This is a genomic window from Hymenobacter polaris, assembly GCF_012927305.1.
GTDB lineage: Bacteria > Bacteroidota > Bacteroidia > Cytophagales > Hymenobacteraceae > Hymenobacter > Hymenobacter polaris.
The window spans coordinates 1,032,114-1,052,898 of the sequence record NZ_JABBGH010000001.1; the positions used below are offsets into that span (position 1 = coordinate 1,032,114).

Sequence of the window (20,785 nt, forward strand, 5' to 3'; positions counted from 1 at the left end):
TCCTTGATTTTTAACCCCCGTTTACGCTATGTGGTGGATATACGCCCTGCTTTCCGCGCTCTTTGCCGCGCTCACCGCCATCCTGGCCAAAATTGGCATTAAAGGGGTCGATTCTAACCTGGCCACGGCCATTCGCACGGTGATTATCCTGCTGCTGGCCTGGGGCATTGTCTACTTCCAGGGCGGCCTCGATAAGCTAGGGCTGCTCACACGCACTAACCTGATTTTCTTGGGGTTGTCGGGCGTAGCTACCGGCCTGTCGTGGATATTCTACTTCCGGGCCTTGCAACTGGGCCAGGTGTCGCAGGTTGCTCCTGTCGATAAGCTGAGCGTGGCCATCGCCATCGTGCTGTCAGTCGTTTTCCTAGGCGAGAAGCTAACTTGGCACGCCAGCATCGGCGCCGTGCTGATTATCGCGGGCACGCTGGTGTTGATTTGGGGCTAAAAGTCACTGATTAAAAGCAAGCGCGCTCCCCAGCTGTTAGTGCCGCAAGTTGTTCGTTGTAACCTTGGTAGGAGAGCTTATGAATGTACTGCGCAAGGTGGTGCGGAGCGCTTTTTCACGGCACAATTCGGCCGTAACGCACTTATCAGGCAGTAGCCGCCACTATACTCTCAACTAGTGGTTGCAGTTGCTTCGGCGGCCAGCTTGACGCAGTAACTGCAGCGGGCGCGCTCCTCGCCCGGCCGGCCCAGGTAGTACTGCCAGTCGCCGCTTTTTTTAACGCTGCGACCGATGGGGCACTCGCGCCAGTCGTGGTATGGATAGCGCTCCGACTCGGGAGCGCGGGCCATAATGCCCGTAACGTGCTGAACGTGACGAAAAAACGGCTTGGTACGGGCCATAAACTATGGTTGGCCGCAACCCTTAGCTACGGCCGGATGATGAATATGCCGCCAAGCTAGTTTAGGATTTTGTCGAGATTCTGTAGCAATCAGCTGTTTTGACCTTATCCGCATCAAATCACAAACAGGTAGGCAGGGGTGGTGAATCAGTCTATTTTTCACTAAGGCAACCATCCTCAGACTAACGCCAGAATCAGGCAATAGCTTGGCCGGAAAGTTTCACTTTTTTCACCTTTACTACTTCCAGTCATGCAAAAACTGCTGATATCCGCCGCCCTGCTGGTGCTCGCGGCTGGCGCGGCCCAAGCCCAGAAAATGACGGCAGCGCAGGTACCCGCCGCCACGAAAGCCGCCTTTAAAACCAAATTTCCCACTGTGCAGCGCAACACCTGGGAAAAGGAAGGCCCTGCCTACGAGGCGGGCTTTAGTATGAACGGCAAAACGATGTCGGCTGTCATCACGGCCGACGGCAAGCTACAGGAAACGGAAACGGACATGACGTCCGCCCAACTACCGGCCGCCGTGCGCACTACCCTGGCCCGCGACTACAAAGCCTACCAGGTGCATGAGGCCGCCACCATCGTGCGGGCCGACGGGACGACCGTCTACGAGGCCAAAGTAGCTAAAGGCGGCAAGAAGCAGGACGTGCTCTTCACCACTAATGGTAAAGTGGCGCCTAAATAAAAGGGTATAATCGGTCTAGCAGGAGTGAGAAACTCCTGCTAGACCTTGAATTGCTTATTTGTGAGTCGCGCTCGAATTGATGCGGTAAGCGGTAGCCAATAGCGGAGCGCTGCCGGTCAAGGTGTATGCTTCCCCAACTAATAAAATAGCCACAAGTAGAGAGAGCGGATTCGCAAATAACACCCTCCTGAAAAAACGTGTCTTATAATTACTAGATACACTAAGCAAAGAGAGCTGCAGGTCGCTCGCGGCAGCGCTACGGCTTGGGCTTGTCCTCGCGTGGGGGTAACGATAAGGGGGGAACAGCCGGCAGCGTACTCGGTCCCACCGGGGCGGCAGGTGGGGTGACCTGTGCCGCGACGGCTTGCAGTAACAGCGCCCAGATGAGGGTTTCGGGTTTGGGCTTGGGACGGGGCTTGCGGGGGGACGCCTGCCAAGCGGTCTGCAACGAGGTCGAGACGCCCAGGCTCTGCCAGCTGCGCCTGGCGCCCAGCTACGTCGGCGTCGACGCCCTGAGCCAGGACGAACTGCTGCGCATCGCGGCCATCGACTTTGAAACCCCTGCTACTATAGGCTACCTGGCGGCCGCCTTTCCCGAGCTGCCCCCGCACACCGGGCGCGGCGGCCGGGGCGAGCTTACCAGCGCCGCCCACGCCGAGCGCTGCCGCTGGGCCAGGGACTTGTTTTTGCTCTGCACCTACACTTCTCCGCGCCACGGCGACGCGGCGACCCTCGGCTGGCAGCACGTACACCCGGAGCAGCGGCTAATTAAGAATCTGCTCAGCAAGACTGACATCGTGGCCCTGATTCCCTACCTGGACGACGATGTGTTTCGGCCGGTGGCCCTGCTGGAAAGCTACCGGCCCCTGGGCCTAGCCACCTGCCTGCCCTTCGTGCGCGACCCCTGGCTCTACTTGCCCCACGTGGCGGTCCTGGCGCGCCTCACCCGCCTCAAGCTCGGCCTGCACGTAGGCCGCAAGACTTACGCCACCTTGAAAGTCTACCAGGGCGTCCCGAAGTCGCTGGTGATGCTGGCCACTGGTCACCAGACCGAGGCGCAGTTCAACGAGTACCTGGGCATTAACGAGGCGGAGCTATTAGCCTCGCACGAGCAGACGGCGCGGCGCGTGAAAGCCGCCTAGTCCCTACCATTTTAGTGGCAGTTTTAGTGGCAGACTGACCTAAAAGCTGGCCGGGGCTGGCCTAGGCTGGCCGACGCCTACCCCCTTGCAGGGCACTAGAACGCGGTTTTAGCAGGTCAGACCCGGCTAGACATAAAAAAAGGCCGCGCCACCCGGCACGACCCTTTCCAAACCCGGACGCAGCGAGAATTCCCACCCAGCGCTGGTCCGTGGCTCCAACCCCTAGGGCTAGTGCCGGAACAATAGTTCGCGGTACTTTACCAGGGGCCAGTCCTCATCGGCCACCAGTAGCTCGAGCTTGTCGGCAGCTCGGCGGATGGCCGCAAATTTTTCCTTTACCGTGTCGCAGTACGCAATGGCCTTCTCGCGGGCATCTTCCAGCTTATTGGCCACTTTGCGGGCCTCAATCATGGCATCTACCGTTTGCTTGATGGTCGTTACGTAACCCGAAATGGCTTTAATCATATCTACTGTCACCTGGCTGTACTCGTCGTCGAGGCCTAGCTCGCGCAGGCCGCGCACGTTTTGCACCAGTTTGGTTTGGTAGGCAATGGCCGTGGGGATGACGTGGTTGATAGCCAAATCGCCGAGCACGCGGCTTTCAATCTGAATTTTCTTGGTGTAGTCTTCCAGCAGAATCTCGTGGCGGGCGTGCAGCTCCGAGTCCGAGAGGATGCCGAGGCGGGTAAACAGCTCAGCCGAGCTTTCGGTTACGAGCGCGTCCAGCGCCAGGGGCGTGGTGGGCACGTTGGCCAGGCCGCGGCGGGCAGCCTCGTCGCGCCACTCGTCGGAGTAGCCGTTGCCTTCGAAGCGAATGCTTTTTGAGTCAATCACGTAGCGGCGCAGCACATCTACAATGGCCACTTCTTTCTTCTTGCCTTGCTCGATAAGCGCGTCCACTTCGGTTTTGAAGTCAATAAGCTGGTCGGCTACAATGGCGTTGAGCGTGGTCATGGCCGATGAGCAGTTGGCCGACGAGCCTACGGCGCGCAGCTCAAACTTGTTGCCGGTGAAGGCAAACGGCGAGGTACGGTTGCGGTCGGTATTGTCGAGTAGGATGGCCGGAATCTTATCGATGCCCAGCTTCAGGTAGATGTTGTCGCCCTTGTCAAGCGGCACCTTGGCCGTGCGCTCCAGCTCGTCGAGCACCCCGTTGAGCATCGAGCCCAGGAACACCGACATGATGGCCGGCGGCGCCTCGTTGGCCCCCAGGCGGTGGTCGTTGCTGGCCGAGGCGATGCTGGCGCGCAGCAAATCGCCGTGGCGGTGCACCGCCTTCACGGTGGTGATGAAGAAGGTCAGGAACTGCAGGTTTTCCTTGGGCCGCTTGCCGGGCGCCAGCAGGTTCACGCCGGTGTCGGTGCTCATGGCCCAGTTGTTATGCTTGCCCGAGCCGTTGACGCCCGCGAAAGGTTTCTCATGCAGCAGCACCTTGAAGTTGTGTTTCAGGGCCACGCGGTCCATCACATCCATCAGCAACTGGTTGTGGTCCACGGCCAGGTTGGCGTCCTCAAAGGTGGGGGCGCACTCAAACTGGTTGGGCGCCACCTCGTTGTGGCGGGTGCGCAGCGGAATGCCTAGGGCGTTGGCTTCCTCCTCAAACTCGAGCATGAAGCCATGCACGCGGGGCGGAATCGAGCCGAAGTAGTGGTCCTCGAGCTGCTGGCCCTTGGCCGGGGCATGGCCAAACAAGGTGCGGCCGGTCATCACCAGGTCGGGGCGGGCGTCGAAGAGCGCCTTGTCCACCAGGAAGTATTCCTGCTCGATGCCTAGGGTGGTATTGACGCGATTAACGTCCTTATCGAAGTACTGGCACACATCCACGGCGGCCTTCTCGAGCACGGCCAGCGACTTCAGCAGCGGGGCCTTGTAGTCAAGCGCCTCGCCGGTGTAAGCCACGAAAATGGTGGGGATGCACAGCGTTTTGGCGCCAATTGTTTCGATGATGAAGGCGGGCGAGGTAGGGTCCCAGGCGGTGTAGCCACGGGCCTCGAAGGTGTTGCGCAGCCCACCGTTGGGGAACGACGAGGCGTCGGGCTCCTGCTGCACCAGGGCCGAACCCTTGAAGTTCTCAATGGGGCGGCCGTCGGAGTTGAGGTCGAAGAACGAGTCGTGCTTTTCGGCCGTGGCGCCGGTCAGGGGCTGAAACCAGTGGGTGTAGTGGGTGGCCCCCTTGGCCATGGCCCAGGTTTTCATGGCTGAGGCAACCGCGTCGGCTACCGAGCGCTCCACGGTCGTACCTTGCTTGATAGCCGCTTGCAGCTTCTTGAAGTATTCGCCGGGCATAGTAGCCCGCATAGCTTCGAGGTTGAACACATTCTGCCCAAACGAGTCGGAGCGCCGGTGCTTCTCGGGCTTAACGGTTTGCGCTTGGCGCTGGTCCACTAGCTCGAGAGCTTTGAAGCGTAAGATTGCCATGAAAAAATGAGTGGGGTATTATTTTCGATGCAAAAGTAAGTCTGAAGCGCTGATTTTCGCAGCAATACCCCTTCAATAAGCCTAGTTCGTCGGCAAAACATGCTAAAAATCTTCTAAAAGGGGTAAAGACACTTAGCTGCTAACTAATAAGCACCAACCCGCTTTGGCACGAAGTAAGCTGGCCGGCTGCGAGTTAGAAGCCAGCCAACACCCAGGGGCGGAGCCGCAGCCAACGAGCCCGCTTTACCCGCCTTTTGCCGCCGCCCAGGCCCTAGGGCTCCGCGTGCCGCCAAGGCGGCCGTTCGGTTGCGAGCTTGTGGCCGGCGCTACTCGCCGCGCGCGGTTGTAAATTTGTGGGCTTATGACTCCGCAAACTGTTGCTTTTTATACGTTAGGCTGCAAGCTCAACTTTTCCGAATCGTCGGCCCTCGGGCGGCAGTTTGAGGAGCGCGGCGTGCGCCGCGTCGAGTTCGAGCAGGGGGCCGACGTGTACGTGGTCAACACCTGCTCGGTAACCGACCACGCCGACCGCAAGTGCCGCCGCGTGGTGCAGCAGGCGCTGCGGCACAACCCGAGGGCTTTCGTGGCCATTGTGGGTTGCTACGCCCAGCTCAAGCCCCAAGAAATCAGCGAGATTCCGGGAGTAGGCGCCGTGCTGGGCGCGGCCGAGAAATTTCGGCTGGCCGAGATTATCAGCGAGCTGGAGCTGCCCGAAGTAGGCGCGGCCCCGACGCCGGGGCGCGTATTCGCCTCGCCCATCGCGGCGGCCCACGAGTTTCACCCGGCGCAGTCGCTGGGCGAGCGCACGCGCACCTTTCTCAAGGTGCAGGATGGCTGCGACTATTCGTGCTCGTTCTGCACTATTCCGCTGGCGCGCGGGGCCAGCCGCTCGGGCAGCGTGGCCTCGGTGGTGGCGCGGGTAGAAGCGCTGGCGGCGCAAGGCGTGCAGGAAATCGTGCTGACGGGCGTCAACCTGGGCGATTTTGGGGTGCAGGGCCCCGAGCGGCAGCGCCCGGAAAACTTCACGCAGCTGGTGCGGGCCCTGGATGCCGTGGCGGGCATTCGCCGCTTCCGCATCAGCTCGTGCGAGCCCAATTTGCTGACCGACGAAATTATTGCCACCGTGGCGGCCTCGCGGCGCTTTATGCCGCATTTTCACTTGCCTCTGCAAAGCGGCTCGGACAAGATACTGGGCCTCATGCGCCGCCGCTACCGCCGTGCGCTCTACGCCGAGCGCGTGGCCCACATCAAGGAACTGATGCCGCACGCGGGCATCGGGGTGGACGTTATCGTAGGCTTTCCGGGCGAAACGGAGGCGGATTTCCGGGAAACCTACCAGTTCCTCAACGAGCTGCCAGTGAGCTACCTGCACGTTTTCCCGTATTCGGAGCGGCCCAACACGCTGGCCCCCACCCTGCCCGGCCGGGTGCCTGAGCGCGTGCGCACCGAGCGCACCACGCAGCTGCGCAGCTTATCGGAAAAGAAAAAGCGCTTTTTCTACGAGCAGCACGCTGGCCTAGCTACCGAGGTGCTGTTTGAAGATGACATTACCGACGGCCGCGTGGAGGGCTACACGCCCAACTACATCCGCGTAGCTGCCAAGTATGACCCGCTGCTGGTGGGCGAAATCCGCCCGTTGCGCCTGACCCAAGTAAATGCCCTAGGGCTGATGGAGGCCGAAGAGGTGGGCTTGCTTGTTTGACCTGCTATGAGTCAGCGTTTTCAAGCACTAACGGCAATTTGCCTGTTGCCGCTACTAACAACAGCGTGCTGGTCGATTTATCGCACTAATGTTCAGAACGATACGGCTGAATCTTTATCGGTAGAGCTGGTTAATAATAAGCGGGGGCCAACTCTCAAGCCAGTCTTCCCTTGTGGGCCTACTTCACTTTATAGCGCGAAAACTGACCAGCGCAGCCTGCGAGAAACGTGTGAACTTGCGCCCGGTCAAACTATGTACCTGGGAAGTGCAACAGCATACTTCCAAACTGTTCCTTTTGACGGGGATACGCTGCTAGTGAGAAGTCCTACGGGTAGTATCAAGTATATTACGGCCAGCTCAGTTAGCGACTTCATTACCGATACTAGCAGCGAACACCTAGGCGTAGAAGGTCCGCTCGAAACCACTTACACCATTCGGCTGCGTTAAGCACTAAGCTTCGACCATCGGGACTACTGCACAAAGACTACTTTTAATTTAACGGTTTCGCAACAGCTCTACCATCTGCTGCAACAGCGCCTGCTGCTCCAGCAGATGCTGGTTGCGCTGCTCGGCCAGGGCCAGTTGGTGCTGCAACTGCTGGGCTTGCAGCAGCGCCGCTAGGTAGGCGGGGTCGGGCGGCGCGGGGGCGGGCCAGGCAGGTGTTGGGGGTGCCGACGCTTGGACGGGCGCTGAAGCCGGAGCGGCCGTTGGCAACGGGGCGGGCTCGGTAGCGGCTGGCGCGGCGGCGGGGCTGGCAGCAACGACGGGCCTAGGGGCTCCGACGGCAACTGGCTTTGCGGGCGCTACCGAAACAGCGTGACCGTGGCTGCTGCCGTTGCGCGGCTGGCCGGCTAGCCGCAGCGTGGCGGCAATATCGGCCGACTGTAGAAGGTTGCCGTTGCGGCGGCGGGGGGCGTCGGGTATTTCGTCTAGGTCAATGCCGCCGCGTTGGGGCGGGTTGGGCTCGCTAGGGGCTGCTTCATCAGCAAGGCGAACTGGGGTTTCGGCGCGCAGCATGGGGCCCCGGCCCAGCAGCAGCCAGTCGCTAGATACAGTTGGATAAACCTCTAGCACCTTGCTCAGCAGGTCGAAACCAGGCTTATTGCGCTCATCCACCAAATGCTGAATGACGGTAGCCGTTTTGCCCAGCGACTGCGCAAAGGCGTTCTTACTCAAGCCTAGCTGCTGAATAAGCTGGACGAAGCGCTGGCCGGGAGAAGTAGAGTCGGTCATTTGCACAAATGTAGACCGCAGATTTAACGGATTTAACGGATTTCGCGGATACGCTGCTTCGCAGCTGACTACGCGGGTGGCGCGCATGAGTACGGATTCTTGTTTGCGTAAGCTGGTTGGATTAATTGGCGGTTATTACCCACCCTAGGTCCCCAGCATGAGCGAAGCCGCGCCATTCGCATAGTCAGCTGCGAAGCAGCGTATCCGCGAAATCCGTTAAATCCGTTAAATCTGCGGTCCTTATTCGTAGCGCAGGCTCTCGATGGGGTCGAGGGCGGCGGCCTTGCCGGCCGGATAAGAGCCCGCCACCAGGCCCACGGCCACGCAAATGGTGAGCCCCACCCCTACCCACAGCCACGGCACCAGGAAGGAAGTACTGCCAGCCAGCGACGCCACGCCGTTGCCGGCCGCAATGCCCAGCAAGATGCCTAGCGAGCCGCCCAGCACGCAAATGACGATGGCCTCGATTAGGAACTGCAGGCGAATTTGGCGCGCCGTGGCCCCTAGGGCCTTGCGGATGCCGATTTCGCGGGTGCGCTCGGTTACCGACACGAGCATGATATTCATGAGGGCGATGCTGGCCCCGAGCAGCGCCAGCGTAGCCACCAGCGCCCCCCCAAATTGCACCTTGCCGGTGAGCGAATCGAGGGTGCCGCTGAGCGACTCGGGGCTTTGAATCTCGAAGGAATCTTCCTGGCCCAGGCGGTCGCCGCGCACGGCGCGCATCACGCCGGTGGCCTGGCTTTCCAGAAAGCTGAGGCCGCTGGCGGCCGGCAGGGCGCTCTTCACATCGTAGGTGAGCGCCCCGGTGCGGGGCAGCTGGTTGCCGGCTTCCAGGGGCACCAGCAGCAGGCGGTCGGCCCCGGAGCCCCCCATGGTGCTGCCGCTTTTCTCGAGCTGGCCTACTACTTGGAAGCGCTGCCCCAGCGCGTAGAGGTACTGCCCTAGGGCTGGCTGGCCAGGAAAAAGCTTGTCCTTGATTTCCTGGCCGATAAGCGCCACTTTAGCCCCAGTTTGCAGCTCGGCCGGGGCAAAGGTGCGGCCCTGGGCGAGGGCGTAGTTTTGGATGCGCAGGTAGTTTTCATCGCCGGCCACCACCTGCATATTAGGGTTGGTTTTGAGGCTGCCGGCTTTTATCTCGGTGGCGCCCGACACCTGGGCCGACACGCCCACCACGGCGCTGGGCTCGCGCCGGGTCAGCTCCTTTTTGTAGAGGCTGGCTTGCAGAAAGCTCAGGGCCGGATATTGCTTGTCTTGCACGCCGCCGCGCCGGAAGCGGTTGCCGTAGCCTTTGGCCTTGATTTCGAAGGCATTGGCCCCTAGGCTGGCGAAGGTATCGTTGAGCGAGTGGCGCATGGCATCGATGGCCGTGAGGATGCCCACCAGTGCAATGAGCCCGATGCTGACAATGAGGCCCGTGAGCACCGTGCGCAGCAAGTTGCCGCCGATGGAGCGCAGCGCCTCGCGAATATTTTCAAGTAACGTCATCGCAGATTCAACGGATTTAACGGATTGCGCCGATACGCTTGGCTGCGCCAAGCAGGCTACGCGCCTAGTGTGGGTGCAAAGGTGAGGCGCGCCGGCCACTGACGCGCATCGCTGCTGGCACTTATCGACGCCCGCCGGCTACTAATTACAGCCCTCGGCCCGTACCTTGAACTAGGATTACGGCGGCGCACGTTACGCGACTGGCTTTTATTTCTCGTGCTCCCTATGCTGCTCAAGCGCTTGCTGCTGGCTCTGGTGCTACTGGCCCCCGCCCTCGGGGCCCGCGCCAACCACCTCTTTATCCCGATGGACGAAACCCAGAAGGAGCACCTCAAGGCCTACGGGCTGTGCTACTGGGCGCTGAGCAAGCAGATTGAGGTTGACTGGCTGCTCAACTACCGCGGCGGCTCGTTTGCCTGCGAGGCCCAGCCAGCCGTGGAAAGCGAGCTAAGCGTGCGCGGCATCACGTTCCAAACCATTTCGGAGGCGCAGTACACCGGCATCTTGCAGCAGATAGCTGACCCCAACGCCAATATGGACGTGATGAAGCTGGAGAAGGTGCCCAAAATTGCGGTGTACACGCCCAAGGGCAAGCAGCCCTGGGACGATGCCGTGACGCTGGTACTGACCTACGCCGAGATTCCGTACGACCAGATTTATGACGATGAAGTGCTGGCCGGCGTGCTGCCCAAGTACGACTGGCTGCACCTGCACCACGAAGATTTTACGGGCGAATACGGTAAGTTCTACGCCAACTACCGCTACGCGTCCTGGTACCAGCAGCAACAGCGCGACTCGGAAGCCGCGGCCAAGCGCAATGGCTTCAAGAAGGTGAGCGAGATGAAGGGCGCCGTGGCCGTGAAGATGCAGGAATTTATTGCGGGCGGGGGCTTTATGTTCGCCATGTGCTCGGCCACCGATAGCTACGACATTGCCCTGGCGGGCTTAGGGGTGGATATGGTGGCCGACATGTACGACGGCGACCCGGCCGACCCAGCCGCCCAAAGCAAGCTCAACTTCAATCGCACACTGGCATTCCAAAACTTTCGCCTGCGCATGAACCCGATGGAGTACGAGTATTCCGACATCGACATGCAACCTAGCGAGCGCGGCCTCTACGAGCAAAACGATTATTTCCAGCTCTTTACCTTCTCGGCCAAGTACGACCCGGTGCCCACCATGCTCACCCAGGACCACGAGAAAACCATCCACGGCTTCATGGGCCAGACCACGGCCTTCCGCAAAAGCCTTATCAAGCCCGACGTGGTGATAATGGGCGAAACCAAGCAGGACGGCGAGGTACGCTACATGCACGGCACCCTGGGCAAAGGCACTTGGACGTTTTTCGGCGGCCACGACCCCGAGGACTACCAGCACATGGTGGGCGAAGAACCCACCGACCTCTCGCTGCATCCCAATTCGCCCGGCTACCGCCTGATACTCAACAACGTGCTATTTCCGGCGGCCAAGAAGAAGAAGCAGAAGACCTAGGGTCACGTTCTACGTTTTCTCAGGCAGGAACGTCATGCGGAGCCCCGCCAAGCACCTCTCCCACGCCCCTAGGGTATCGTTCGGGAGAGATGCTTGGCGGGGCTCCGCATGACGTTTCTGCTTCGGGGCCACTGCGCTTATTGCCCCAACGTGCAAAATTTCGCTGGTTCACGCGCCGCTTAGAATTTTTGCCTTACGTTTGCCAGCGTAAACTTTAGGGGTGCTGCATGTTGTGCGGCTGAGATGATACCCTCCGAACCTGAACCAGGTAATGCTGGCGAAGGGAAAAGTGCTAGGCTGCGCGCGGCTGCCCCCTTGGGGCGAGCCGGCCGCAGCTGCTCCTATCGTTTTACGACTCTATTCACCTCAACTACTGCTAGTTGCATGGTTTGCTACGTAAACGATACGCCCCAGCCGCTGGCCAACAACTGGCTGCTCGCCGACTTACTCGCCAGCCTAGGCCAAACGCACTTCCGCGGCCTGGCCGTGGCCGTCAACGACCAGGTGATTCCCCAGGCAGCCTGGGGGAGCTATGCCGTGCAGCCCCACGACCGGGTACTGCTCATCCGCGCTACCCAGGGGGGGTAGGTTTTCAATTATCAATGAGCCATTACCAATGAACAGTTGATAGGGCTTGGTTGAAATAATTAACTGACATTCTGGGCATCTCACTTTGGTAATTATCACACCAATGAAGAAAAAAGACCAAGCCCCCCAGCAGACGCTGGTGGAGCGCCAGCCCCTGACCGGCTCGCGCAAGATTTACGTGCCGGGTCAGCTGCACCCCGGCCTGCGGGTGGCCATGCGCGAAATCGCCCTGGCGCCCACCGAGCGCAAGTTCGACTTCGGCGCGCCGCCCGAAGAGAATCCGCCCGTGACGGTGTACGACACCAGTGGGCCCTACACCGACCCTAGGGTAAATATCGACCTCAAGCAGGGCCTGCCCCGCCTGCGCGAGGAGTGGATAACCGGGCGCGGCGACGTGGAGCAACTGCCCGGCATCTCCTCCGAGTACGGGCAGCAGCGCGCCGCCGACGCCAGCCTCGACCACCTGCGCTTCGAGCACATCCGGCCGCCGCTGCGGGCCCGCGCCGGCGCCAATGTGAGCCAGCTGCACTACGCCAAGCAGGGGATTATCACGCCCGAGATGGAGTACATCGCCATCCGCGAAAACCAGCGCTTCGACCAGCTGCCCGCCACCGACCCGCTGCGGACGCAGCACCGCGGCCACAGCTTCGGGGCGCGCACGCCGGAGGGGTTCATCACGCCCGAGTTTGTGCGCCAGGAGGTGGCCGCCGGGCGGGCCGTGATACCTAGCAACATCAACCACCCCGAAAGCGAGCCCATGATTATCGGGCGCAACTTCCTGGTAAAAATTAACACCAACATCGGCAACTCGGTGGTGACGTCGAGCATTGGGGAAGAGGTAGATAAGGCCGTGTGGAGTTGCCGCTGGGGCGGCGATACGCTCATGGATTTGAGCACGGGCAAGAACATCCACGAAACCCGCGAGTGGATTATCCGCAACTGCCCGGTGCCGGTGGGTACGGTGCCCATCTACCAGGCCCTGGAGAAGGTCAACGGCAAGGCCGAGGACTTGACTTGGGAGCTGTTCCGGGACACGCTCATCGAGCAGGCCGAGCAGGGCGTGGACTATTTCACCATCCACGCCGGCGTGCGGCTGCGCTATATCCCCTTGACGGCCAAGCGCGTGACGGGCATCGTTTCGCGCGGCGGCTCCATTATGGCCAAGTGGTGCCTGGCGCACCACCAGGAGAACTTCCTCTACACCCACTTCGAGGAGATTTGCCAGATTATGAAGGCCTACGACGTGTGCTTCTCGCTCGGCGACGGCCTGCGCCCCGGCTCCATCGCCGACGCCAACGACGAGGCGCAGTTTGCCGAGCTAGAGACCCTAGGCGAGCTGACCAAGATTGCCTGGGCCCACGACGTGCAGGTGATGATTGAGGGCCCCGGCCACGTGCCCATGCACCTGATTAAGGAGAATATGGACAAGCAGCTGCGCGAGTGCCACGAGGCGCCGTTCTACACCCTAGGGCCGCTAACGACCGACATTGCCCCCGGCTACGACCACATTACCTCGGCCATCGGGGCGGCCATGATTGGCTGGTTTGGTACGGCCATGCTCTGCTACGTGACGCCCAAGGAGCACCTGGGCCTGCCCAACAAGCAGGACGTGAAGGACGGCGTAATTGCCTACAAGATAGCCGCCCACGCCGCCGACCTGGCCAAGGGCCACCCGGGCGCCCAGTACCGCGACAACGCCCTGAGCAAGGCCCGCTTCGAGTTCCGCTGGGAAGACCAGTTCAACTTGAGCCTCGACCCCGACACCGCCCGCGAGTACCACGACGAAACCCTGCCCGCCGAGGGCGCCAAGGTGGCCCACTTCTGCTCGATGTGCGGCCCCCACTTCTGCTCCATGAAAATCACCCAGGAAGTGCGCGACTTCGCCGCCACCCAGGCCGTGCAGCCCGACGAGGCGCTGACGCACGGCCTGGCCGAAAAGGCGCGGGAGTTTGTAGAGAAGGGCAGCGAGATTTATCTGTGAACGAGCAGCCTCACGGAACCCCTCTGGGGCGGCCCCTCCCCTATGGGAAAGGGGAGCTGGCCGACAAGCAACGATGGCTGACGTCAGTGCACACCAGGCTCCCCACTCCCGCAGGGGCCGGGCCGCCCCAGAGGGGTCCCGTAGGGCTGCGCCCCTACGCCCTTACTATCGCTGGCTTCGACCCGAGTGCCGGGGCCGGCGTGCTGGCCGATGTGAAAACACTCGAAGCCAACGGCGTATATGGCCTAGGGGCCTGCACGGCCTTAACGGTGCAGAACGACGTAGCTTTTGAGCGGGTGAGCTGGGTAGCGCTGGACGACGTGCAGGACCAAATCGGGCTGCTGCTGGCGCGGTTTCAAGTTGAGGTAGTGAAAATCGGCCTGATTGAAAGCCTGCCCCTCCTGTGGAAGCTCATCGGTTGGCTGAAAGCGCAAAACCCGGCGGTGCTCATCGTCTGGGACCCGGTACTGCGGGCTACGGCCGGCTACGAGTTTCACCCGCAGCCCGACCGGGCCCTGCTGCAGCGCATCTGCGCCGAGCTGGCACTCATCACCCCCAACCAGCCCGAGGTGCGGCGGCTGTGGCCCGCTGCCAGCTCGGCCATGGCGGCGGCGGGCGCCCTTAGCGCCTACTGCCCGGTGCTGCTGAAGGGCGGCCACGCCAGTGGCGACCTGGCCACCGACGTGCTGCTGACCCACGACGCGCGGCACAAGCTGACGGCTCCGCGCCTACCGCACGGCGAAAAGCACGGCAGCGGCTGCGTGCTGTCGGCAGCCATCGCGGCGCAGCTGGCCCTAGGGCACCCGCTGGCCGAGGCCTGCCGCCTGGGCAAAGCCTACACCACCCAAGTGCTGGCCAGCAACGACACGCTGCTGGGCTACCATTATCAGAAGCAGTCATGACCATCAGCCCCCTCCACTATATCACCACCAACCCCCAGGACGCCGAGCTGGCCTGCCGCGGCGGCGTGCGCTGGGTGCAGCTGCGGGTGAAAAACACGCCCTACGCCGCCTGGCGGCAGCTGGCGCTGGACACGCAAGCCGTGTGCCGCCACCACGGCGCTACGCTGATACTCAACGACAACGCGCCGCTGACGCTGGAAATCGGGGCCGATGGGGTGCACCTGGGCTTGCAGGACCTGCCCACCGCCGAGGCGCGCGCGCTGCTCGGGCCGGCATACCTCATCGGCGGCACGGCCAACACGCTGGCCGACATCGAGCAACACGCGGCGGCCGGCGTGGACTACGTGGGCCTAGGGCCGTTCCGCTTCACCACGACCAAGGAAAACCTGAGCCCGGTGCTGGGGCTGGCGGGCTACGCGGCGCTGCTGGCGCAGGCGCGGGCGGCGGGCCTGGCGGTGCCGGTCGTCGGCATCGGCGGCATCGAGCTGGCCGATGTGGCGCCGCTGCTGGCCGCCGGCCTGCACGGCGTGGCCGTGTCGGGCGCCATTGGCAGGGCCACCGACCCTAGGGCCGCGGCGGCGCAGTTTGTGGCAGCCACCAAGACAGTAGTACCTACTTAATTATGCACACGCAACCCCTAGTAATCGCCGGCCGCACCTTTCAGTCGCGGCTGTTCACGGGCACGGGCAAGTTCAGCTCGGCGGCCCTAATGGAGGAGGCGCTGCTGGCCTCCGGCTCGGAGCTGGTGACGGTAGCGCTCAAGCGCGTGAACATGGCCACTGCCGACGACGACCTGCTGCGCCACCTCAGCCACCCGCAGCTTGGCCTGCTGCCTAATACCTCCGGCGTGCGCACGGCCAAGGAGGCGGTATTTGCTGCCCAGCTGGCCCGCGAGGCGCTGGAAACTAACTGGCTGAAGCTCGAAATCCACCCCGACCCCAAGTACCTGCTGCCCGACCCCATCGAAACCCTGCGCGCCGCCGAGGAGCTAGTGAAGCTGGGCTTCGTGGTGCTGCCCTACGTGCACGCCGACCCGGTACTGTGCAAGCGCCTGGAGGAAGTGGGCGTGGCCGCCGTGATGCCCCTAGGGTCCCCCATCGGCTCCAACAAAGGCTTGCTGACCAAGGAGTTTCTGGAAATCATTATCGGCCAGAGCCGGGTGCCGGTGGTGGTCGATGCCGGCTTGGGGGCGCCCTCGCACGCCGCCGCCGCGCTGGAAATGGGCGCCGACGCGGTGCTCGTGAACACGGCCATCGCCGTGGCCGGCCAGCCGGTGGTCATGGCCCAGGCCTTCCGGCTGGCCGTCGAGGCCGGCCGCCTGGCCTACGAGGCGCGCCTGGCCGCGCCCACCCCGCACGCCGAGGCGGTGGCCAGCTCGCCGCTCACGGCATTTTTGGATTGAGTTGGCTAAAAGGCGGTCATGCTGAACGCAGTGAAGCATCTCTACTGCGCCATTAAGTAATCGTTCAGCGGTGCGGTAGCGATGCTTCGACTGCGCTCAGCATGACCACCTCCAAGGCACTTGTCATTAATAATTAGTCACTACCCATGAGTTTTCGCCCCATCTTCGAGGCCCACCCGTGGGACGCGGTGCAGGCCAGCATCTACGCCAAAACGGCGGCCGACGTGGAGCGGGCCCTAGGGGCGCCGCGCCGCACCTTGGAGGATTTCAAAGCGCTGGTGTCGCCCGCCGCCGCGCCCTACCTCGAGCAGATGGCCCAGCTCAGCCACCAGCTCACGCGCCGGCGCTTCGGCCACACCATGCAGCTGTACGCGCCGCTGTATTTGAGCAACGAGTGCCAGAACATCTGCACCTACTGCGGCTTCAGCCTCGACAACCCGCTGCGCCGCCGCACCCTCAGCGCCGTGGAGATGCTGCAGGAGGCGGCCGTACTCAAAGGCTGGGGCTACGACCACGTGCTGCTCGTGACCGGCGAGGCCAACCAAACCGTGGGCGTGGACTACCTGAAAAAAGCCCTGCGCACGCTGCGCCCGCACTTCGCCCACCTCTCGCTGGAGGTGCAGCCGCTCGACGAGGCCGACTACCGCCGCCTCATCCCCGAAGGGCTGCACGCGGTGCTGGTGTACCAGGAAACCTACCACCAGGCCGACTATAAAAAGCACCATCCCAAGGGCAAGAAGTCGAACTTCTGGTACCGCCTCGATACACCCGACCGCCTGGGCCGGGCCGGCATCCACAAGCTGGGCCTAGGGGTGCTCATTGGGCTGGAAGACTGGCGCACCGACTGCTTCTACACCGCCCTGCACCTCGACTACCTGGAGCGCCGCTACTGGCAAACCAAGTACAGCCTGTCGTTTCCGCGCCTGCGCCCGGCCGAGGGCCTGCTGCAGCCCAAGGTGGAGATGAGCAACCGCGAGCTGGTGCAGCTCATCTGCGCCTACCGCCTGCTGAACGAGGAGGTGGAGCTGTCGCTCTCGACCCGCGAGGAGCCGGCCTTCCGCGACCAGGTTATCCGGCTGGGTATCACCAGCATCAGTGCCGGCTCCAAGACCAACCCAGGGGGCTACGCCGTGGCGCCCGAGTCGCTGGAGCAGTTCGAAATCAGCGACGAGCGCAGCCCGGCCGAGGTAGCCGCCATGCTGCGCCGCCAGGGCTACGAGCCGGTGTGGAAAGACTGGGACGCCGCGCTGGCCTAGCCGCCGGCTGCCGCTGCCTGCAGCGCGTGCCAGACCCCTAGGGGGTCGGGCGCCTGCCACAGCGCCCCCAGCACGGCCGCGCCCGCAAAGCCCGCCTGCTGCACCAGCGGCAGGTTGCCGGCCGCTACTCCGCCCAGCGCCAGCACGCGGGGCCGGTAGCTGGGGCGGGCCGCCAACCCACGCAGCACGGCCGGTAACTCGGTCAGGTCGTAGCGGCTTGCGTAATCAGTTTTGCTGATACTGTCGAAAACGGGGCTAAGAAACACGTATGTGTAGCGGCGGCGGTGCTGCCGCAGCTCGGCTAGACTGTGCAGCGAGGCCGATACGCTCAAGCCCTTCGCCCGGCGCAGCACCTGCGGCGTGGCCGGGTCGCGCCGGGCGGCCTCGGTGAGGTGAATACCCCCTAGGCCCAGCGCGGGCGCCAGTTGGTAGTGGCTGTGCAGCACCAGGCGGCAGCGGTAGCACTCGGGCACGGCCTGCACGTAGGCGGCCAGCTCGGGAGCCGCCCAGCCAGGCTTGCGCACGTGCAGGCGCGGCAGCCCAGCCGCAAACAGCGGCGGCAGCAGCGGTAGCTCGGCGGCCTGTGCGGGCGGGGTGATGGCCAGCAATTGGAAGGGCGGCGCTTGCTGGCTCAAAACGACAGCTGGTCCCAAAAAACAACCTTTCCCTCCTGGTGGTGTACGAACTGCACGCCGCCATCCTGCGACACCACGATGGCTAGGCAGTCGGGCGCGGCCAGACATACGCGGTAGGCGGCGCGGTGGCGAGTGCCGCCGTGGTCGACGGCTACCGGCTGCAGCTCGGTGCCTTCCATATTGAGGGCGCGGTACACCTGGTCGAGCGGTAGTTGGCTGGCCTGAATTTCCACGCCAAAGCCTACGATTTCCAGCTGCTGCGTCAGCACTAGGGCCCCATCTACCGAACCCATGCCGGTGAGGTAAGTGGCGAAGCGCTCGATGCGAGTTGTGAAGGCCAGCACTTCAGCGTCGCGCGACTGCTGAAAGCCCGCCCAGGTGGCCTCGCCCACGGCCAGCAGCCGGCGCACGATGGCCTGGGCCAGCAGCGGGTAGCGCGCGCCAGCTCCGGCCGCCACGATAGGGTATTTAGCGCGCAGTAGCTTATCGGTGCCTAGCAGGGCCGGCAGCCGAGGCGTGGGCACCAGCACGATAAGGGCACCGTGGCCGCTCTGGCGGCTGCCGGCCAGCGCCCGCCGCTGCATATAGAGCGTTAGCTGCACCATTAATTCTTCTTGCAAGGGCGGCAGCGGAGCTAGCCCTAGCAGCCCGCCGGCAATCAGGTGGTTTTCCACGAAGCGCCCCTCGCCCCACATCCTTGGGAACTGCAAGAAGCCAAGGCCCTCGATGCGCCCGCGCTGCAAGGTGAGCAACCGCCGAGTCCCGTGGTAAAATACCAGGCTGCCCGGCCCCACTACTTGCACTAGCAGGGCATTGGGTGCGGCCGCCGTCGTTTGGCGCGGCCCGTCGCCCCACATGTCCCACACGTGCTCGGCAAATAGCATTCCCCAGATGCGCAGTTCATCCGCTACCATTCCCACGGCCAGCAGGCTGCCGCGCGGCTGCACAGCCGGGCTGAGGCGGCGCAATTCCTGCTCGCTATAGGTGCGAGGCTGAACGAAGCGCAGAAAGTGAAAATCGGTGAGCGCGACGGGTTGGGCCTCCAGCTGCGCCGCAGTAACCAGCGCCGCGTGGCACTCCACTGGCCGGCCTTCTTCCTCTAGCAAGCTGGCCTGGTAGAGCACCGAAATGAACTCGGTAAGCAGGTCTAACGTGGGTAGCGGCGCGGCCTCGGCGGGCCAACCAGCCAGCAGGGCGGCGGCTAGGTCGCGCGGGTAGTAGTGGGTAGTCATGTGGGGTCAGGAGAGCTGGAAGAACACAAAAGAACGTCATTCCGAGCTTGCCGAGGAATCTTACTCGCGCCGCTAGAGTACTTCTAACGATGTGGGCGAGATTCCTCGGCAAGCTCGGAATGACGTTCTTTTGTGTGCTGTTTTGTCCGCTAACCCCTACCCCTTGGACGTGAGCGTAATGTAGGGGATAATGCACTCTTCCAGCGAGATGCCGCCGTGCTGAAACGTGTCCTTGTAATAGTTCACGTAGTAGTTATAGTTGTTGGGATAGGCAAAGAAATAGTCCCCTAGGGTGAAAACGTAGGCGGTGCTCACGTTTTCGCGGGGCAGGAAAATCTTCTCCGGCTTGCGCACCACGTACACGTCGCGGCTCTCGTCGAAGCCTAGGTTTTTGCCGTGCTTATAGCGCAGGTTGGTATTGGTGTTGCGGTCGCCCACAATTTTGTAGGGCCGCTTCACCCGGATGGTGCCGTGGTCGGTGGTAATAATCAGCTTGCCCTTCTTCTCGGCAATGGTTTGCAGCATCTCGTACAGCGGCGAGTGCAAAAACCACGAGCGCGTGATGCTGCGGTAGGCGCTTTCGTCGGCGGCCAGCTCGCGAATCATCGCCATGTCGGTGCGGGCGTGCGAGAGCATGTCCACGAAGTTATAGACGATAACGTTGAGCTTGTAGTTGTTGTGCAGGTTGCTCATCTTGCCTAGCAAGTCCTTGCCCGCTTGCAGGTTAGTTACCTTGTGGTAGCTGTGCTTGGCCTTCTGGTTGTTGCGCTGGAAATTGATTTCCATAAACTCCGACTCGTGCAGATTCTTGCCTTCCTCGTCCTCGTCCCACACCCACAGGTTCGGGTATTTCTTTTGAATATCGCCCGGCATCATGCCCGCAAAAATGGCGTTGCGAGCGTAGGCCGTGGTAGTGGGCAAAATGCTGTAATACAGCTCCTCCGAGTCTACCGTAAACAGCTCGGCAATAATGGGTTCCAGCACCTTCCACTGGTCGTAGCGCAGGTTGTCGATGAGCACGAAGTACACCGGCGTGTCGCCCGTTTGCTTCATCAGCGGAAATACTTTCTCTTTGAAAAGCTGGTGCGACATGAGCGGCGCATCCTTGTCCTGGCCGTTTACCCAATCCTCGTAGTTCTCAATAATGAAGCGGCCGAAATAGGTATTAGCCTCGTCCTTCTGCATGTTGAACACCTCGGCCATGCTCTTGCCTTCGGTTTCGTTAATCTCCAGCTCCCAGTAGGTCAGCTTCTTATACACATCCACCCACTCCGAGGGCGAGAGGCGGTCGGAGAGCTGCATGCCCAGCTGGCGGAAGTCACGCTGGTAGCCCGAATTAGTCGCTTCCGTGACGAGGCGCTTGTTGTCGAGCACCTTTTTCACCGACAGCAAAATCTGGTTGGGATTGACGGGCTTGATGAGGTAGTCGGCAATTTTGGCGCCAATGGCCTCCTCCATAATGTGCTCCTCCTCGCTCTTCGTTATCATCACCACCGGCACCGTGGGGCGGGTGGCTTTGATTTCGGTGAGCGTTTCGAGGCCGGTGAGGCCGGGCATATTCTCGTCCAGAAACACCAGGTCGTAGGTTTTGTCCTGTACTTCTTCCAGGGCATCGGCCCCCGAGTTGACGCCGGTTACATCGTAGCCCTTTTCTTTCAGAAACAGAATATGCGGCTTCAACAAATCAATTTCGTCGTCGGCCCAAAGAATGGAGTAGCGTTGCATAAGCAGAAAGCGCACCGGCCAGCGGCGCGAAAAATGAAAGTAAAAACGTTAGCGGCTCTC

18 protein-coding genes and 1 riboswitch are annotated in these 20,785 nt (G+C 62.1%); of the genes, 11 read left to right on the forward strand and 7 right to left on the reverse strand.

Features of this window, described 5'->3' with window-relative positions:
- The first annotated feature begins 28 nt into the window (after positions 1-28).
- On the forward strand, positions 29-445 hold the full coding sequence (locus HHL22_RS04360) for an EamA family transporter (protein WP_169529731.1): 417 nt from the start codon (positions 29-31) through the stop codon (positions 443-445).
- A 170-nt stretch (positions 446-615) separates the two neighbouring features.
- Here HHL22_RS04360 and HHL22_RS04365 read toward each other — a convergent pair whose 3' ends face one another.
- On the reverse strand, positions 616-846 hold the full coding sequence (locus HHL22_RS04365) for a hypothetical protein (protein WP_169529732.1): 231 nt from the start codon (positions 844-846) through the stop codon (positions 616-618).
- A 249-nt stretch (positions 847-1,095) separates the two neighbouring features.
- Here HHL22_RS04365 and HHL22_RS04370 point away from each other — a divergent pair, with 249 nt between their 5' ends.
- The gene (locus HHL22_RS04370) at positions 1,096-1,530 is read left to right on the forward strand and encodes a PepSY-like domain-containing protein (protein WP_169529733.1); all 435 of its coding nucleotides are present in this window, start codon (positions 1,096-1,098) and stop codon (positions 1,528-1,530) included.
- 416 nt (positions 1,531-1,946) lie between these two features.
- Complete coding sequence (locus HHL22_RS04375; RefSeq protein WP_169529734.1) at positions 1,947-2,672, forward strand: site-specific integrase; 726 nt, start codon at positions 1,947-1,949, stop codon at positions 2,670-2,672.
- Positions 2,673-2,900: 228 nt separating this feature from the next.
- On the opposite strand, the gene HHL22_RS04380 is transcribed toward HHL22_RS04375, so the two are convergent.
- Entirely contained in the window at positions 2,901-5,090 is a 2,190-nt protein-coding gene (locus HHL22_RS04380) for a glutamine synthetase III family protein (protein ID WP_169529735.1), read from the reverse strand.
- Positions 5,091-5,451: 361 nt separating this feature from the next.
- On the opposite strand from HHL22_RS04380, the gene mtaB reads away from it, so the two are divergent.
- Positions 5,452-6,792 (forward strand): tRNA (N(6)-L-threonylcarbamoyladenosine(37)-C(2))-methylthiotransferase MtaB, encoded by a 1,341-nt coding sequence (mtaB, locus tag HHL22_RS04385; RefSeq protein WP_169529736.1) that lies wholly within the window; start codon positions 5,452-5,454, stop codon positions 6,790-6,792.
- 495 nt (positions 6,793-7,287) lie between these two features.
- Here the strand turns inward: mtaB and HHL22_RS24190 are convergent, their stop codons facing one another.
- Both HHL22_RS24190 and HHL22_RS04395 read right to left on the reverse strand, forming a co-directional pair.
- Complete coding sequence (locus HHL22_RS24190; RefSeq protein ID WP_169529737.1) at positions 7,288-8,025, reverse strand: helix-turn-helix domain-containing protein; 738 nt, start codon at positions 8,023-8,025, stop codon at positions 7,288-7,290.
- A gap of 240 nt (positions 8,026-8,265) precedes the next feature.
- Complete coding sequence (locus tag HHL22_RS04395; RefSeq protein ID WP_169529738.1) at positions 8,266-9,513, reverse strand: ABC transporter permease; 1,248 nt, start codon at positions 9,511-9,513, stop codon at positions 8,266-8,268.
- A 225-nt stretch (positions 9,514-9,738) separates the two neighbouring features.
- On the opposite strand from HHL22_RS04395, the gene HHL22_RS04400 reads away from it, so the two are divergent.
- The 7 genes from HHL22_RS04400 (at position 9,739) to thiH (ending at position 17,133) form a co-directional block, all read left to right on the forward strand.
- Positions 9,739-11,004, forward strand: a complete 1,266-nt coding sequence (locus HHL22_RS04400; RefSeq protein WP_169529739.1) for an asparagine synthetase B — start codon at positions 9,739-9,741, stop codon at positions 11,002-11,004.
- A gap of 206 nt (positions 11,005-11,210) precedes the next feature.
- Positions 11,211-11,307: riboswitch (TPP riboswitch) on the forward strand.
- Between the two features lie 81 nt (positions 11,308-11,388).
- The gene (gene thiS / locus HHL22_RS04405) at positions 11,389-11,592 is read left to right on the forward strand and encodes a sulfur carrier protein ThiS (RefSeq protein ID WP_169529740.1); all 204 of its coding nucleotides are present in this window, start codon (positions 11,389-11,391) and stop codon (positions 11,590-11,592) included.
- A 103-nt stretch (positions 11,593-11,695) separates the two neighbouring features.
- The gene (gene thiC / locus HHL22_RS04410; RefSeq protein ID WP_169529741.1) at positions 11,696-13,573 is read left to right on the forward strand and encodes a phosphomethylpyrimidine synthase ThiC; all 1,878 of its coding nucleotides are present in this window, start codon (positions 11,696-11,698) and stop codon (positions 13,571-13,573) included.
- Between the two features lie 86 nt (positions 13,574-13,659).
- Positions 13,660-14,475, forward strand: a complete 816-nt coding sequence (locus HHL22_RS04415) for a hydroxymethylpyrimidine/phosphomethylpyrimidine kinase (RefSeq protein WP_317172623.1) — start codon at positions 13,660-13,662, stop codon at positions 14,473-14,475.
- On the forward strand, positions 14,472-15,095 hold the full coding sequence (locus HHL22_RS04420; protein ID WP_169529743.1) for a thiamine phosphate synthase: 624 nt from the start codon (positions 14,472-14,474) through the stop codon (positions 15,093-15,095). The genes HHL22_RS04415 and HHL22_RS04420 overlap by 4 nt, the downstream gene beginning before the upstream one ends.
- 2 nt (positions 15,096-15,097) lie before the next feature.
- Positions 15,098-15,877 carry a thiazole synthase gene (locus tag HHL22_RS04425; RefSeq protein WP_169529744.1) on the forward strand — a complete coding sequence of 260 codons (780 nt, stop codon included), beginning with the start codon at positions 15,098-15,100 and terminating at the stop codon, positions 15,875-15,877.
- Positions 15,878-16,023: 146 nt separating this feature from the next.
- Positions 16,024-17,133 (forward strand): 2-iminoacetate synthase ThiH, encoded by a 1,110-nt coding sequence (thiH, locus tag HHL22_RS04430; RefSeq protein ID WP_169529745.1) that lies wholly within the window; start codon positions 16,024-16,026, stop codon positions 17,131-17,133.
- Here thiH and HHL22_RS04435 read toward each other — a convergent pair.
- From HHL22_RS04435 to porX, 3 genes are all read right to left on the reverse strand, one after another.
- Complete coding sequence (locus tag HHL22_RS04435; RefSeq protein ID WP_169529746.1) at positions 17,130-17,768, reverse strand: thiamine phosphate synthase; 639 nt, start codon at positions 17,766-17,768, stop codon at positions 17,130-17,132. The genes thiH and HHL22_RS04435 overlap by 4 nt on opposite strands.
- On the reverse strand, positions 17,765-19,000 hold the full coding sequence (locus tag HHL22_RS04440) for a DNA integrity scanning protein DisA nucleotide-binding domain protein (protein ID WP_169529747.1): 1,236 nt from the start codon (positions 18,998-19,000) through the stop codon (positions 17,765-17,767). The genes HHL22_RS04435 and HHL22_RS04440 overlap by 4 nt, the downstream gene beginning before the upstream one ends.
- A 156-nt stretch (positions 19,001-19,156) precedes the next feature.
- A complete protein-coding gene (porX, locus tag HHL22_RS04445) occupies positions 19,157-20,725 on the reverse strand; it encodes a T9SS response regulator signal transducer PorX (RefSeq protein WP_169529748.1) in 1,569 nt (522 codons plus the stop codon).
- Positions 20,726-20,785: the final 60 nt, after the last annotated feature.

What these genes read in the sequence shown, in the direction of transcription:
- HHL22_RS04360 (WP_169529731.1), top strand. Translation starts at nt 29, where the DNA reads ATGTGGTGGATATACGCCCTGCTTTCCGCGCTCTTTGCCGCGCTCACC.
- HHL22_RS04365 (WP_169529732.1), bottom strand. Translation starts at nt 846, where the DNA reads ATGGCCCGTACCAAGCCGTTTTTTCGTCACGTTCAGCACGTTACGGGC.
- HHL22_RS04370 (WP_169529733.1), top strand. Translation starts at nt 1,096, where the DNA reads ATGCAAAAACTGCTGATATCCGCCGCCCTGCTGGTGCTCGCGGCTGGC.
- HHL22_RS04380 (WP_169529735.1), bottom strand. Translation starts at nt 5,090, where the DNA reads ATGGCAATCTTACGCTTCAAAGCTCTCGAGCTAGTGGACCAGCGCCAA.
- mtaB (WP_169529736.1), top strand. Translation starts at nt 5,452, where the DNA reads ATGACTCCGCAAACTGTTGCTTTTTATACGTTAGGCTGCAAGCTCAAC.
- HHL22_RS24190 (WP_169529737.1), bottom strand. Translation starts at nt 8,025, where the DNA reads ATGACCGACTCTACTTCTCCCGGCCAGCGCTTCGTCCAGCTTATTCAG.
- HHL22_RS04395 (WP_169529738.1), bottom strand. Translation starts at nt 9,513, where the DNA reads ATGACGTTACTTGAAAATATTCGCGAGGCGCTGCGCTCCATCGGCGGC.
- HHL22_RS04400 (WP_169529739.1), top strand. Translation starts at nt 9,739, where the DNA reads ATGCTGCTCAAGCGCTTGCTGCTGGCTCTGGTGCTACTGGCCCCCGCC.
- thiS (WP_169529740.1), top strand. Translation starts at nt 11,389, where the DNA reads ATGGTTTGCTACGTAAACGATACGCCCCAGCCGCTGGCCAACAACTGG.
- thiC (WP_169529741.1), top strand. Translation starts at nt 11,696, where the DNA reads ATGAAGAAAAAAGACCAAGCCCCCCAGCAGACGCTGGTGGAGCGCCAG.
- HHL22_RS04420 (WP_169529743.1), top strand. Translation starts at nt 14,472, where the DNA reads ATGACCATCAGCCCCCTCCACTATATCACCACCAACCCCCAGGACGCC.
- HHL22_RS04425 (WP_169529744.1), top strand. Translation starts at nt 15,098, where the DNA reads ATGCACACGCAACCCCTAGTAATCGCCGGCCGCACCTTTCAGTCGCGG.
- thiH (WP_169529745.1), top strand. Translation starts at nt 16,024, where the DNA reads ATGAGTTTTCGCCCCATCTTCGAGGCCCACCCGTGGGACGCGGTGCAG.
- HHL22_RS04440 (WP_169529747.1), bottom strand. Translation starts at nt 19,000, where the DNA reads ATGACTACCCACTACTACCCGCGCGACCTAGCCGCCGCCCTGCTGGCT.
- porX (WP_169529748.1), bottom strand. Translation starts at nt 20,725, where the DNA reads ATGCAACGCTACTCCATTCTTTGGGCCGACGACGAAATTGATTTGTTG.